Raw genomic sequence first — 16,097 nt, forward strand, 5'->3', positions numbered from 1 at the left:
CCTCTGGCGGGTGCGCCTGCCCAGAAGTAAAAATGTTTGTTAGAAGAAAAATAGCGCGATTCATCCCCATGCTAAAGTCTGGGGATTTCTCGCTCACAAAATGTTAAAGAAAAGATTAAAGAGAGGTATTTATTTACCACTTAGAAAAAAGTAGCTGCCCTGGTAGTGTAGTGGCCTATCATGCGAGCCTGTCGAGCTCGCGACTCGGGTCCGAATCCCGACCGGGGCGTATATCCTTCATATTGTTAGTAAGAAAAGTATAAGTCTTTTTATTTGTTATACTTACTAATGTCTAAGTGGTGAGAGTATGAAAAGAATTATAACTGGAATAATTGTTTTAACTCTGTTTATTAGTGTTTTTAACTTTTTTTTATCTGAGAATATTTGCATCGCTGGAAAAACCATATATGTTGATAAAAACGGAGGGGGCAATTATACCACAATTCAGGAGGCGATAGACGCGGCTGACCCTGGTGATAAGATATTTGTTTACAGCGGAACCTACAATGAACATCTCAAAATCACAAAAAACATAGAACTCGTTGGAGAAAGCAAAGTTTCTGTTATCATAGATGGTAGCGGTGGGGCAAACGAACATGTAGTGTATGCATATGGATCTGATGGAAATGAAATTGAATTTAGGATTTCTGGTTTTACGATAAAAAATGCTCATGGAACCGGATTTGATTGTTTAGCTTTATCATATGTTAACACTGGTGAAATAAATGATAATAAAATAATGAATAGTGCAAAAAGCGATGGTGTTCAGCTTGACCACTGCAGCGGTGTTACAATAAGTGGAAATACTATAAGCGGTAATACTCAGGGTAGCGGCATAAACCTAGTTGTTTCAACAAACAATGTTATTTCCAATAATCAAATTCAGAATAACCAGATAGGAATCAATCTATATCAATCCCAAAATAATATGATATATAACAACAAATTAAACGGGAATACCCAAAGAGGGATCTCCATCTCTCAATCATCAAATAATGTTTTTTACAAAAATGATTTCTCGAATAACGGACAAAATGCTTACGATCCTGGTACAAACAACAGCTGGAATTATAATAAGTGGGGTAACTACTGGGATGATTACACAGGTAAAGATGACAATGGTGATGGCATCGGTGACACACCATATAATATATCTGGTGGTAGCAATAAAGATATGTGTCCTCTCGGGTATTTTGTTGGTGAAAATCAAAAACCGGTTGCTTTTATTGATTCTATCAGCCCCACCCCAGCAACAGAGGGACAAACAGTTTCTTTTAATGGGCATGGAACAGATAGTGATGGTACAATCATAGAATTTGAGTGGACATCGAGTATAGATGGGCAGATAAGCAATTTGGAAGATTTCACGTATTCAGGTTTATCTGTTGGTACACATACAATTAGTTTTCGTGTTAAGGACAACAACGGTGAATGGTCAACACCTGTAACAAAAACACTCACAGTAAATGCTGCCAGCCAGCAAAACCATAAACCAACTGCTATAATCGTAGCAGTAAAACCAAGTAGTGCAAACTATGGGACAACTATAACGTTTTCAGGTAGAGGAACAGATATAGATGATGATGAAATTATAGAGTATAGTTGGAGTTCCAATATAGATGGTTTTTTGAGCGAACAAGCAATATTTACCAAATCTGATCTATCACCTGGAGACCACATAATATCATTTAAAGTAAAAGACTCAAAAGGGGCATGGTCTGATGTGGTTACAACAGGTCTCACAATAAAACAGATATCACACCAAAATAACCCACCTATAGCAGATGCCGGTGGACCTTATTCAGGGGTTGTGAATGTTTCTTTGTCTTTTAATGGATCAAATAGTCACGACCCTGATGATGGGGATAATATAGTATCCTATTTATGGGATTTCGGTGATTACACAAATAGTACAACAGTAAACCCAACTCACGTTTACTCCCGAGCGGGAAACTACACTGTAACCCTAACTGTGACTGATAGCCATGGAAGTAAAAATACGAGCTCAACTTATGCAAGCATTACACAATCAAACAACCAGAATAAAGACAACGCCGGTAAGACACCGGGTTTTGAATTTTTATTTATAGTTATAGCTATAGGTTTTATTTTATTGTGGAAAAAAACTTTTGGGTAAATATACCAAAAAAAGAAAAAATAGGTTGGTAGAGATGTTTTGTTTCACCGAGTTAAAAAAAAATCATCTGTAGAGTTTGATATTGCGTTCAAGTAGTGAAAACAAATGCCATAGGACTGGGAAACGCTGGAGGATTTTGTTTAATATCGGATGCATAAATGTTCTAGGTGTTGTTAACTCCACTGGTATATCTACATAGTCACTTGGGTTTTCTGTGTTAACGATTTTTACTACACCTGAGAATATTTTCTCTGATAGTGTAGGTGCAACAACTGTTACATGGACATCAACTAACGACCCTGGTTTAAGACCTGTGCCGCTTGATGGGCTAAAACTCCATGTTCCCCACTCTGGCCACCCAGCTATCTTCCAGCTTAGCTTGTTTTGACCATATGGATCTGGATTACCGATGTTTTCAACATAAATGTCTGATGTCACTGTTGACCCTGGTGATATCCCCCTCCAGGTAAGGTCACCATATGCGTTAAGATTTGGTTGTGAGGGCTCATAATCATCTGATATTTTAAACCAGACTTTGGCATCGTTTTCATCTGTAGTAGTGCTACCATCGTCTTCACCGTTGGTGGTAAGATACCCACCTTCCTGCCTAACTGTATCACCAGTGAGTTTGTTAGTCGCAATGTTATAAGTCCCCTGGTATATAGCTCCTCTAACATCATCTATTGAGTTGTCTACTCCACCACCAGGGTATGCGCTCACATCAGCTAAATCATCAGCTCCACCCTCTATTATACCATCGTGTTCCATGAGCTTGATTTTTATCTGAACCTCAAGGTTTTTTGCATCAAAAACATAGTCTTTATCTGGCGTCCATGTGTCTTCGTTGTTCCAGTCGAAAATCCACCAACCAGGTAGTATCTCCACATCTTGACCATTATATTCAAAGATAGCATTATCGTCAACGCTAACCCGATAGTACCACTCTGCCTGTCCACCAGTAACCCAGTCGATTGGATCTATTTTCTCCACCTTATATATCTTTACTGTTACCTTTGACCAGTTACTAGGTCCTCCTCCGCCACCAAGTGAGGCATCAACAAGACCATAACCAAAGTATTGATCCCAACCTGTTTGACCTAGATCCTCGGCTGTGTCCCTAAGTTTTTGTCTAATCCAAACATTGTTCTGAGATGGATACAATGACTTAGCAAGCGCAGCAACACCAGCTACATGAGGACACGCCATAGAGGTACCAGTGAAGAACTTATACTCGTTACCAGGTATCGATGATACAACACGGTAACCTGGTGCCATAAGCTCCAAGTCTTCACCATAGTTACTAAAACTACATCTATTATCACTTGTATCAATAGCACCAACAGCTATAACAGTAGGATAAGCAGCAGGGTAACTAACATGGGATTGACCATCGTTACCCGCAGCAGCAACCACTACAACACCCTTCGTGTTATATGCATAATCACAGGCATCCTGGATAACAGAAGACGGGCTGTTACTACCAAGACTCATACTGATAATATCAGCACCGTTGTCAGCAGCATGTGTTATACCACTAGCCACATTAGATGAACTACCTGAGCCACCTGCACTGAGAACCTTCTCAGCCATAACCTTAACCTGGGCTACACCAGCGATACCCTTGTTGTTGTTCATAACCGCAGCAGCTATACCAGCACAATGCGTCCCATGGTCATTATCATCCATCGGATCATTATCGTTGTTAACCCAGTCGTAACCCCCAGAAACATAGTTACCAGAGATATCCTCATGATTATAATCGATACCGGTGTCCACAATAGCTATTTTTACATTGCTGCTACCAGTCCCAGCATCCCATGCTTTTTCACAATGAATCCTCTTAGGACCCCACTGCTGACCCCAAAGAGGATCATTAGGTGTGAGAAAAGCATGAACTAGATAATTAAGCTCAGCGTATTTAACATAAGGAGAACCAATAACACTATTGATGAATGATTGTTCCTCCCCTTCGTTAACACTGATTACAGCAGCGTTTAAAACAACAATTTTCTGTTTGATGTTATGCCCATTAAAACTGTTGATGTACTCAACATTTATTGGCTCTAAACCATCTAGTTGTTTGTGGAAACCTACAACAACCTCACCAGGCACATAATCAACTGTAGCATTGTTGTCCCCATTTTGTGTAGCAACAGCCCCAAAACCACTAGCAACCATCAACAAAATGATGGTTGATACCACAATTTTCTCTCTCATTTTTTTTAGACCTCCCATTTTTTCAAATTACTCATAATTTAATTACCTCTTTATTTAATATCCTGCTGGTATCAAAAAATAAACTAGAGAAAAGAAACCGTGAAACCTGTGGTCTCTGTAAATAATTGACAAAAAACATTTGATTTGATATATCCCGCGGTACAGTTATTGACACAGTGATATCCTGGTTCCCCCCATTTGAAGTAAGTTTAAGAACCCCACTGTAATCATCTTGTTGCATATCACCAGTGTTTACTGTAACCACAACTTCTTTCTTCTGACCAGCAGATAATGAGCCTGACGACGGGTTTACTGCATCAACCCAGGAAGGCTTGGTTATACTCCAATCAAGTTTTCTATTTGGGTTAAATGGATCGGGTTCTGCTGTGTTTTCGATGATTAACGTTGCTGTTACAGTCTCTCCTTGCCCAACTGAACCGAAACTAATCGAAGTCGGATAAACTTTTAATTTTGGCTTATAATCATCATTATTATAGGTGTCTGTGATTTTAAACAGAATTTTTGCATCATTTTGATCACCTGATTCACCATCTAGTTCCCCTGTGATAACATAGTAACCACTCTCTGTTGTGAAATCATCTCCGCTAAGAGTATCAGTCTCTAGGTTATATGCCCCATGATAAACTGCCCCTCGTCTTTCTCCGTTTAACCATTCATCAAACAAGAAATTATCAGCTCCACCACCTGGATGACTACTGATATCAGCTAGGTCATCGAGGAATAAATCGTCCTCCATCAACTTAATTTGAATGTCAACAACTGGGTCGATGACTTTAACGACGTAATTTTTATTTGGAGTCCAAGTAACTTGGTTTTCTGGACCGATTTCAGTTGTAACAAAAGCTACATCTTTTGAAAACATTCTGATTGTATAATACCAGTCTGGGTCATCACCTGGCCATCCCTCTATGGAATCTTGTTCAATAACTTGGTATATGTTTACTGTCACTGTTATATCACTGCTAACACCGCCACCAATGATCGTAACCTCACTATTAGGATCTCCATCATACATCTGTGGGTGCTGAGAGGACATATAATTTGTGGTTTTTGGTTGCGCGTAATTAAATGTTTCCTCAGCGGTAATAACACCATCGTTGTTGCCCTGTTGGTCAGCATTCCCCCGGAAACCTTCTATAACAAAGTAGCTGAAGACACCACTTTTTAGTTCATCGGTTTCATATGAATATTCATTCGCTGCACAAGCCATCAGAATAACACGGTTTTCATTCCCAGCACCTAAAGTCTGTAAAAAGTTGGTGATAAAATCATCTGCGTTGAAATTAAAACCTGGTGGACCCATACCACCACTGTAACAGGTGTCTAGTATAACTACGACCCTGCCGTTGAAATTGTTTAGTATACCATTAAGCTCGGTATCATACATGTATGAGTCGTAGCAGCAGATTGCTTCACCATTACCATCTTTTGTTCCGTGGCCGCTAAAGAAAAACAGTGATACGCTACTTGAAGTTGTTTGTCCTGCTATTTCATTTAATTTATTTGTTATAGCACCTTCTGTGCCTTGGCTGTCAATAAAAATAGTTATGTCGTTTTCATTCCACCCATTTTGTTTAAGAACTTCTCTCATCCCACGGGCATCGTCATCAGTGTATTGTAGATCTGGCCCACCTGGCCCAGCAGGGGGGTAATCAGCTACTCCAACAACTAGTGCTTTTCTTCCTCCAGCTAGAGATTCTACATTTAAAATATTATCACTGTTTTTATTCACAACATGTTGTGTGCTAACTTGACCAGCTGCCCCAAAACTTCCTAAAACCATTAGGATAACGATGGTTAAAGACAATATTTCCCCATTCATCTCCATAGACACTCCACTCGCTTTAAATAACAGCCGATATATATATGAAATTGTATATAAATAATTTTTGTTAAAAACAAAAAAATTTAATTAGTGCATCCACCGATTTTAAGACTGGGATCACCAAGAAGAGTCCACTGCTGAACAGTTTTACAGTCACTGCGGTCATTATGCACATCAAATTCATTGATATAGTCTCTTATAACCTGGGTGTGCAACTCACCAAGAATATCTACGCCATTGACTGAATACTCATAAAATAACTTGGGTTCTATCCAACCAGCAAGACCATTCAAAGTATAGTTACCAAAATAACAAAAACCTAACCCGGTGTTACCTATAGCTGCTATAGCACCACCGTTACGACAACTAACCAGTCGCCAACCAAGACACTCAGGTATCCATTCAAACTTCCAAAAAGAACCAGACTCGTCCTCAGAGGATTTAAAATAAGATAAACCCTCTTTACTAAAATCCCTCAATATGTTAAAAGGGCTGGTATCGAACATATTATTGTGGCAACCACCAATTATAAAAATTGGTAGTTTCTCACCGTTTCTAATACTACGAACCTGAAAAGTAAAAAGTAAATCCATCCATATAGTATCATTATCAACAGGATGGGTAGACCAAACCAACGGGGTTCCATGACCTGAGATATGAACAAAACCAGCACCTTTCCTAATCGCTGTGACTAGATCACGGCTTTTTTTTAAACTCCCATCAGAAACCCATAGGCGAGTAATATTAAAATTGATAGCCCTCATATAACTAGATGAGAGATCAGTGATAGCCTCACCCTCATAAACACCATCCTGATCAAGGGGAACAGTATCACCACCAGCGATTATCATATTTTTAAACCAGCTCCCACTGGAAGCCCTGGTCTCATAGTTGATTATTTTCTTAACAACGGTTCTAACCTCAAACAGGTTTCTACAGGCAAGACGCCCAACACATACATCAGGATAAAGATCGAGGACGTCTTTCACCGATGAGTCCCAGTTCCACTCAGCAAAAACATTGTTACCATTAGAGTCCCAGTCATCAAAAACCAGTTTACCATCCCCATCCATCTTGTAGATATCAGCGTAGTAAAGATCACTTATGTATCTTATATCCCAATCCTGACGATCATCTAAATTAGAATATCTCACTGGTACATACCAGCTTTGCCTACCGGTTTTCATACCACCAACAAGAAGAACATATTTTATACCCCATGTTTCCAAAGCATCTTTTATGAAGTATTTTATCTGCTCAGGTTTATCCCTACCAACATAACCTCTATAGATTTCGTCTGTTGTTTTTAAAATGGTTTTGACACCAACATTGTTTTTATGTTTAACAAGAGGAGAAAGCAGTTTTGAAAACTCTTTTGGCGCTATGATAACAAGATCATATGAATCAGATGATTTCGAAGATTGTTTAACCGCATTAGTATTTATATTAGAAAGCATCAAAAGGATTAAAACTAATGATATTAGTACTAGGTATCTCATAAACTAGTTTTTTACCTCCCTGAGATTAAAAGATGTTTTATAATAAAAACTGTGTTATTTAAATATTCGCATGTATCTATAACCATGTTGTTTGTCTGATAAAATCTAGATTAAAAAAATGGGATAAAAAGAAATAGATTTTATTAAAAGGGATTAATTGTTCATGGTGTTTTGATTACCAGCTATCTTTATTGTTACTGATGTACCCTGCATCTGTAAGTTGTTGTTAACCTGGTTAACTGATATGGTTTGTACATAATTTACAATAATGTTTCTTGGGAAATACACATAGATGTTTGCTTCGTATTCATGGCCAGCGTAATCATGCGCAACAGCAATTATATGTCTCCATTGACTCTTCTCAAATGAACGATCACACCACCATTTATAGTTATTAGAACCAGGTGGATCCGGGTTGTATACTCTAACCGGGCTCTCATAAGGTGGGCCAACATCAAATTCCACATAAGCAACTCCTGAGCCAACATCTGTTGCTGTTGCTTGTACCCAAAATCCTCCCTGTCCAGGTACATTTGCTCGATCTGGTGGATCCCAAATTTCACAGTACGGTGGGGCTTTATCGAGCTTTATGTGCTGTGGTCCCTGAGGTGGCTCAACGTTTCCTGCTTTGTCAACAGACCAATAGTAAACATCCCATTCTCCATACATAGTGTTTGGGTCACCTGTTGCATCTAAAGGTATTTTTATGCCGTTGTCTTTGTTATATTCTTGAACTACTCCATCATCTATCCTGAAATACGTGTGATTAACACCTGAGCCATGCTGACCATCTGTTGCACTAAGCTCTATCTTTACATTTCCAATATACCAACCATTTAAACCCAATGGTCCTTCTATTTTACTTATCACTGTTTCAGGTGGATCTTCATCTAAACCAACATAAACAACCTTCCATGAATCAAGCGTTGGCGTATAAGACGGGTTTGTACGAGTGAAATAAGCCTGTAAACGAATACCAGGATGCAAAACTGGGTCAATACCTGATAGATCCTCGCCGTCACCAGCGTTAGAAATCAAAACTGTTACTCCATTGCTATCAAGTATGTTAAAAACTATACTACCAGCGTATTGTACACCAAATTCATACCATGCAAGTAGATTCTCAGGGCTTATCACCTTAGAAGTAACCTGAGCTGTTAAAATCAGCTGTTTCTCAGTACCAATAGAGTATGTTACTTCTGATCCAGAGGGAATATTTAAATGCCAAATATTACCATAAACAGAGGGTAGAATTTGGTTAACAATCCTCTCGTCCTCCCATGTAACAAAAATCTTTCCTTCACCAACAGCCATATTCGCCCAGTCAGCATCAGCAGAGTTACTTGCAGAAAGCTGAACATCACCAGACACAACCTGACCATTAGAGAGAACAAGTTTACCAAAAATATCACCATTATTGTCAAATGAGACAAAAAATGATGATGACAAATAATTAACAATGTCAGTTCTCACAAAATTACCAGCTTTAATAATAAAATTATTTACAATTGTGTTCCCAGAATAATCCAGTATCCTACCCCATACGTTACCCCACCAGTCGCCATCACTTATATCACCATCATTCCAAGTAACCAGGTAACATTGTGCTTCTGCAGAAAATTCCACACATGGGAAATTATAATCAGTATCAGAACTTCCAGTAGCAATAGTAATTGTACTACCAACTGGGTTTAAATTTTTATCAAAAAGACCAGCTTTAATGCTAAAAGGTCCATTATCAGCTGTCAATCCTTCCTCCCATACAATCATGTATTGCTCATGTACAGGATCAAAAGCAACCCATGGTTCACACTGAGAATTTGCAGCAGTACAAATAGTTTTCTCAGAACCAACAGGATTACCACTGGTATCATAGAGTCTACCATAAATATTGTAATTATTCATACCATTACGAGCATCCTCCCAAACAACACAAAAACGATTATTAACAGAATCAAACTCAACATTAGGGTCAGCCTGACAATTACTAGCAGTACAAATATCAATCACAGGACCAAGACCACCACTAGTTGTAACAGTCCTACCCTTAATATCCATATAAGTAGGATCAACAGGATGAGAAACACCATAATGCTCCCAAGCAACAAAAAACTTACCACCACCAAAATCAATAGACGGGTTCTCATTTCTAAATTGCAGAGGATAAGGTAAACCATCTGAAAATACTTCAAATTCAGATACAACAACATTACCGCTACTATCAAACATAGTGCCCCTGATCTCTTGTCGAATAGGAACTACGGTTCCTTCTTCCCAAGCAACAAAAAACCTGCTGCTACCAAAAGCAACATCCGGATCCCAAGCACCCTCGACATTTAGTTTATTTGTTATCTTATAATCATCCCCCCACCTGTATTCCCAGGAAAAAACATTATCAAAATTGCTTTCACTTGTAGCACTGGGGTTACCATAAAACAGGTACATATTACTAGTTCCAGTTTGTAAATAAGGTATTTCAACCCAAACAACAGCCTTGGTTGAATCATATGTTTCTATCCAGTAATCAAGCCAACTTGATGGTAAACTTTCATGTTTAAAACGAAGATCATCATAATCAGGCTGCATATCAGAATCATAACTAACATTAATTTTAACAACACAGTTGGTTATTGGACTCCCTGCGTTGTTTGTTATCTGAATTGGTTTCATCCTAGTCCAAGACGGATCAGTCCAGATAGGGTAAGTGTTTTTCATTTTAACATAACCATTTTCAATAACATAATTATCTGTTGCTCCAGCCCCAGGAGGATTTGGATCGATTTTTGAGGAATCATTAAAAAAATCTTTCCAATAGGAAACTCCTCTCCCATCTTTGTCTAATAACTCTATTGTTTTATTTTGGAACAAATTTTTTATGTCCTTTATTGGTTTATGATCAAAAGCCTGCGCTGCTGAAGAAGCAAGTAAAATAATAAATAATGCTACAGCAGCTATTTTCAAAACATTGTTTTTTTCCATCTTCTACCCCCTTTTTTTTAATATTTAGTTTATCTTGGGTTTAATTATTTGATCAACACTGAAAAGTGTTAATCAAACTTCACCTCATCTTTGCTTGATTTTGTCAAGCAATATTATATATTTGTGTTGTTTTTTATTTAAACATATCGAAATATATAATCATTTTTTGAACCTAAATTTCTGGGTTTTTTGAAATGAATGAAAAGAATGAGTTTAAAGTTTGTTATAGTTCCAAAGTTTTGTTTACGCCATTGAAGATTTATTTTTTCTTGTCAATTCTTATGTTAAAATTCACCCATTGGTTAACATCATACTCATAGACTGTTGCATCAAAATCTGTTCCTCAACTGACAAAGTATCCATGTATTGTTGTAATAACAACTGCTCATCAGCTGCCAAGGTAAGCATATACTCGTTCATAGACTCACTGCTACCACCACCACCGCCTTTGCGAATCATAGTAATATCCTGATTATGTTTAACTGGCTGCGACGAAGTCAATCTCACAAATCTAAATCCAGGCAGATATTCATCAGGTTTACGAGCTATCACCAAGAAAAGCCCTATTGGAACATCAGTAAAAAAGTAATAACCATTTGCATTAGTTTTATCCGCTTTCTGGAAAGCAAAAGTTATCCCACCAATAATCTTTCCACCAATTAAAGTAACACTAGCACCTTCAACTGTTACAGCCCCGGTACCATTAAGTGGAAGACCATAAACAGTACCATCAATAGAGATAGTACTAAGAGAAACCATAATCTTTTTTATAGCAGTTTGTTGCAAAGATGTTTTTGGTTGAACAACTAAAGCCATTAAACCAGGGCTAGCTAAGATTATACAAACTAAAACCAAGATAAATGTTGATACCGCTCTTTTTTTCATCTTCTTCACCTCCCCCACCTGTCCATAATAAAATTTTTTTGTTGCTACCGGCGGACGTAAACAACCTTTTTTTGTTATATCACCTCTTCCTCCTTAAACTTTATAAGTTTTTTTAGGAGTTTATAGTATAATATAGAACACCTTCTATATAAATTTTTTAGACCAATTATCCTATAACAGCCTATTTTTTACAGATAGAATCATCTCTTCAATGTAATTCATGATACAACTTACATTCAAAAAGAAAAAAATTTGAAGGATTTTAACAGCAAATATCCAAGCGATCTATCAATAACACAGACATAATAAAAAATTTCTCGCTTGAAATTATTCATTACAAAAGAAAAACGAAAGGCTCATGTCCCTAAATCATCGGACAAAACGACTCACATAAGTCATCTTTCTACTTGAATCATGATCTGAGGAATCCTTCATGCTGTTTATATCTGTTAGTCAGATAATTCGTAGGGAAGAGAAAAACAAAAAAAATTTGTGAATTGTAAGGTGGCTTGACAGCGTACCAGGAGCCCCTAACTTTCAAGCAGTGGAGCTTACCTCATAAGACTCCCGAAGGAATCAAACAAGGCTCTCCACCTAGGCTAAGGGTTCCAGCCCCTTGCGGGGTAATCTTCCCATGGGCTCGCGCACCATAGTACCGAAGATTACGCAGGTGAGCTTAACTGCCGGGTTCTGGATGAGACCGGGTGTTTCCCCACCGCTTTGACCGTCAAACCACCATTACCCTAGAGTTTATGTGAAAAATTTTTTTTGTACGCAACCTGTTTAACGACTGAGCCAGCAGATGAACGGTTAGTAACCACGGGCTGAACATGTCGCCGAAGCTTTATGCTTACACCCTGGTCCTATCAAACGGATCTTCTATCCGAGTTCTATGATGCCTCGTCTTGGGGTGGGCTTCATGCTTAGATGCTTTCAGCATTTATCCCTTACAGCGTGGCTGCCCAGCGTTGCCCTGTCGGACAACTGGTAAACTAGTGGCTGCAGACCCCTGTTCCTCTCGTACTAAAGGGTCTTTCCCCTCAGGCATCAACGCTTCAAGAAGTTAGCAACAAACCTGTCTCACGACGGTCTAAACCCATCTCACGATCCGCTTTAATGGGCGAACAACCCCACCCTTGGCAGCTGCTGCACCGCCAGGATGCGGAGAGACGACATCGAAGTAGCAAGCCTCCAGGTCGATATGGGCTCTTGCTGGAGACGACTCAGTTATCCCCGGGGTAACTTTTCTGTTATCAATCACCCCCATAAAGAAGGTTGATTGGTTCGCTAGGCCCTGCTTTCGCAACTCGGATTGTTGTTGACCCAATCCGAGTAAAGCCACCTTTTACCCTTGCATTCCACAGGAGATTTCTGAACTCCTTGAGGTGACCTTTGGGCGCGCTTGATACCTTTTCGAGCGCGTGGCGCCCCACCCAAACTACCCACCTATCGGTGTCCTTGTTAGAGTTAGTGACGCGGTAAAAATAGGGTGGTGTTCCATTGGCGCCTCCACCAGAACTAGCGTCCTGGCTTCGACGGCTCCCACCTACGCTTTACAACTCATACCGTATCACAGCGACAGGCTGTAGTAAAGCTCCACGGGGTCTTCGCTCCCTTCTTGAAGGTACTGGACTGTGCGCCAGTAAGTCTATTTCACCGGTCTCCAAGCGGGGACAGTAGCGCTCTCGTTAAGCCACTCATGCAAGCCGCCAATTAAGCGGCAAGGTATTACGCTACCTTAAGAGGGTCATGGTTACCCCCGCCGTTTAGCGGTCCTTCGTCCCCTTGAACGAGGTTTTCAGATACCGCCACTGGGCAGGATTCGGCGACCATACACATCCTTTCGGACTTGCGGTCTCCTACGTTTTTATTAAACAGTCGGAGCGCCCTAGTCACTGAGACCTGCTTTCTACAAAGCAGGCACCCCTTCTACCGAAGGTACGGGGCCAATTTGCCGAATTCCCTCGCCTGGATTAAGCCGAAACACCTTAGCCTACTCAGCTAGGGGCACCAGTGTCAGTTCTCGGTACGGATCTACAAACTACATCCCCAATTTTTTTTCACAGGCACCTGGGATTAACCTAATCCGTCTAAAGCGACAGACTACTCGCGCTTTATTCAGGTTCTCACCATTACGGTACTCCCCTGAACTAATACGCTTGAACAGACAGACGAGTCTGCAAGGTCTACCCTGATGCGTCAAAACTGAGGCAAATGTTTGTAGAGTACAGGAATATTAACCTGTTTCCCTTTCGACTTGTTCGGTTAAGACAAGCCTTAGGACCGACTAACCCTCGACTGATGATCATCGTCGAGGAACCCTAGCCCTTCCGGTGGTAGAGATTCCCACTCTACTATTGCTGCTACTTTATCCAGGATTCTCGTTCGAACGCGGTCCACCTGACCTCACAGCCAGGCTTCTACCCACGCACGACGCCCCCCTACTCAATCTCCTTTTAGGAGTGCTTACGTATCGGTGATTAACTTAGCCCCGTCCATTTTCAAGGCATATAACCTCGACCAGTGAGCTGTTACGCTTTCTTTAAAGGATGGCTGCTTCTAAGCCAACCTCCTGGTTGTCTGAGGTTATAAACACTCTTTGTTCTATGACACTTAGTTAATACTTAGGGACCTTAACGTAAGGCTGGGTTGTTTCCCTTTTGGACATCAAGCTTACCCCAGATGCCCTAGCTACCCTGAATCTACGATGATTGCACATTTGGAGTTTAACAAGATGCCGAGGAATTTCTTCCCCTAAACATCCAATTGGTGCTCTACCGCGCAATCCATCTCATCAGAGGTCTACCTGCGGGTAGTCTCGGGGGGAACCAGCTATTGCCAGTCTAGATTGGTCTTTTGCCCCTATACGCAGCTCATCCGAACGATTTGCACATCAGAACCGGTTCAGTCCTCCACCCCGTTTTCACGAGGCTTCAACTTAGCCACGCATAGATCGATTGGCTTCGGGTCTCCAGGTAATGACTACAGGCGAGCACACCCTGTCCCTCGTTACCTGCGGACATTTGCTTTCGCTATGGCTACGGATTCTTCATCCTTAACCTCGCCATTACCAGGAACTCCCTGGCCCGTTTTTCAGAACGGATAATAAGACACTACTCCACCAACAGAGTTGGTTTCGCTGCTTTCATGCCTTATAAGTCTGTGACCATTTGATTTCATGCTCTTTGCACCTCCCGCGAGGGGTACTTTGCAACTTTCACTCACGCTACTACTACGCTATCGGTCTCGAGTTGTATTTAGGGTTGGAAGTTTATGCCTCCCGTATTCACGCGCGATATCCAACGCACGCTACTCTGGATACCCAAAAATCTTCCACTGGTTTACCTCTACAGGGCTATCACCCTCTAAGGCGCCCCGTTCCAGGGGACTTCGAGTTAGCCAGTTTGGAAGTAAATGAGTCCAAACTCCACATCTCCTATAACTCTTCGCTATAGGATTCGGTTTGCCCTATTGGGTGTTCGATCGCCTTTACTAACCCAATCTCAATTGATTTCTTTTCCTCTGCCTACTAAGATGTTTCAGTTCGGCAGGTTCCTCTTCACACAAGGTGAATGCCGTCGAAACGGCAGGATGTCCCATTAGGTGATCTCCGTATCAAAGGCTCCTTGCGCCTACACGGAGTAATATCGCAGCTTGGCACGACCTTCTTCAGCACTCGAACCGAGCAATCCACCAAATGGCGTAGCACTGGCCCAATTAACGTCCAGGTTGCGTATGCAATCCATTGCACATTTTGCAATGGGACAATCATCGACTGAAATATATTTGCGAAGATACCAGTCTATGTCCTTACCATCTTATTCTCTGCAGAATAAGATGGCGTTCTTTATATGAGCTAGTTATTTGAATGGAAAATCGCGATGGACCGGATGGGATTTGAACCCATGGCCTCCTGCTTGCAAAGCAGGCGATCTTCCGCTGATCTACCGGCCCAACCCTTTAACAAATAATTTTGTGTCAGTGGGTGAGCCAGTAGCGGTTAATATATTTTTTGTCGACGTATGTTTTTAGTGTTTTTGAACTACCCAACCATTTTTTTTATCGTAGGAGGTGATCCATCCGCAGGTTCCCCTACGGATACCTTGTTACGACTTAGCCCCGCTCGCTAAGCCTAAGTTCGAATGTAACAAAAATTACATCCTCACTCAGACCCAACTCGCATGGCTTGACGGGCGGTGTGTGCAAGGAGCAGGGACATATTCACCGCGGGGTGTTGACCCGCGATTACTACGGAATCCACCTTCACGAGGGTGAGTTTCAACCCTCGATCCGAACTATGACTAGGTTTCGGGATTACCTTCACCTTTCGGTGTCGGAGCCCATTGTCCTAGCCTTTGTAGCGCGCGTGTAGCCCGGAGGATTCAGGGCATACTGACCTACCGTTGCCCTCGCCTTCCTCTGACTTATCGCCAGCGGTCTCTTTAGTGTGCCTGATAAGCGGACTTACCAGTTGCAATTAAAGATGAGGGTCTCGTTCGTTGTCTGACTTAACAGAACGCCCTACGGTACGAAC

Annotated in this window: 6 protein-coding genes, 2 tRNA genes and 3 rRNA genes; 2 read left to right on the forward strand and 9 right to left on the reverse strand. The window is 40.8% G+C overall.

Translation table 11 applies throughout. The features are described from left to right. Window positions 1–156 precede the first annotated feature (156 nt). Window positions 157–229 (forward strand) — tRNA-Asp (locus QHH19_02820). Between the two features lie 78 nt (window positions 230–307). Then, complete coding sequence (locus QHH19_02825) at window positions 308–2,137, forward strand: PKD domain-containing protein (GenBank protein MDH7517261.1); 1,830 nt, start codon at window positions 308–310, stop codon at window positions 2,135–2,137. A 63-nt stretch (window positions 2,138–2,200) separates the two neighbouring features. Here QHH19_02825 and QHH19_02830 read toward each other — a convergent pair whose 3' ends face one another. From QHH19_02830 to QHH19_02870, 9 genes are all read right to left on the reverse strand, one after another. Further along, the gene (locus QHH19_02830; GenBank protein ID MDH7517262.1) at window positions 2,201–4,354 is read right to left on the reverse strand and encodes a S8 family peptidase; all 2,154 of its coding nucleotides are present in this window, start codon (window positions 4,352–4,354) and stop codon (window positions 2,201–2,203) included. A 31-nt stretch (window positions 4,355–4,385) separates the two neighbouring features. Next, entirely contained in the window at window positions 4,386–6,197 is a 1,812-nt protein-coding gene (locus tag QHH19_02835; GenBank protein ID MDH7517263.1) for a caspase family protein, read from the reverse strand. Window positions 6,198–6,283: 86 nt separating this feature from the next. Beyond that, window positions 6,284–7,699: a C25 family cysteine peptidase gene (locus tag QHH19_02840; protein ID MDH7517264.1), complete on the reverse strand. Its 1,416-nt coding sequence runs from the start codon at window positions 7,697–7,699 to the stop codon at window positions 6,284–6,286. A 153-nt stretch (window positions 7,700–7,852) separates the two neighbouring features. After that, the gene (locus QHH19_02845; protein ID MDH7517265.1) at window positions 7,853–10,678 is read right to left on the reverse strand and encodes a DUF2341 domain-containing protein; all 2,826 of its coding nucleotides are present in this window, start codon (window positions 10,676–10,678) and stop codon (window positions 7,853–7,855) included. A 291-nt stretch (window positions 10,679–10,969) separates the two neighbouring features. Beyond that, the gene (locus tag QHH19_02850) at window positions 10,970–11,563 is read right to left on the reverse strand and encodes a carboxypeptidase-like regulatory domain-containing protein (GenBank protein MDH7517266.1); all 594 of its coding nucleotides are present in this window, start codon (window positions 11,561–11,563) and stop codon (window positions 10,970–10,972) included. A 613-nt stretch (window positions 11,564–12,176) separates the two neighbouring features. Then, window positions 12,177–12,295: ribosomal RNA gene (gene rrf, locus QHH19_02855) — 5S ribosomal RNA — on the reverse strand. Window positions 12,296–12,353: 58 nt separating this feature from the next. Next, window positions 12,354–15,280, reverse strand: a 23S ribosomal RNA gene (locus QHH19_02860). Window positions 15,281–15,445: 165 nt separating this feature from the next. Further along, window positions 15,446–15,517 (reverse strand) — tRNA-Ala (locus QHH19_02865). A 112-nt stretch (window positions 15,518–15,629) separates the two neighbouring features. Further along, window positions 15,630–16,097 (reverse strand): 16S ribosomal RNA (locus QHH19_02870); the annotation flags it as partial.

Source organism: Candidatus Thermoplasmatota archaeon (assembly GCA_029907305.1).
Taxonomy (GTDB): Archaea; Thermoplasmatota; E2; order DHVEG-1; family DHVEG-1; genus JARYMC01.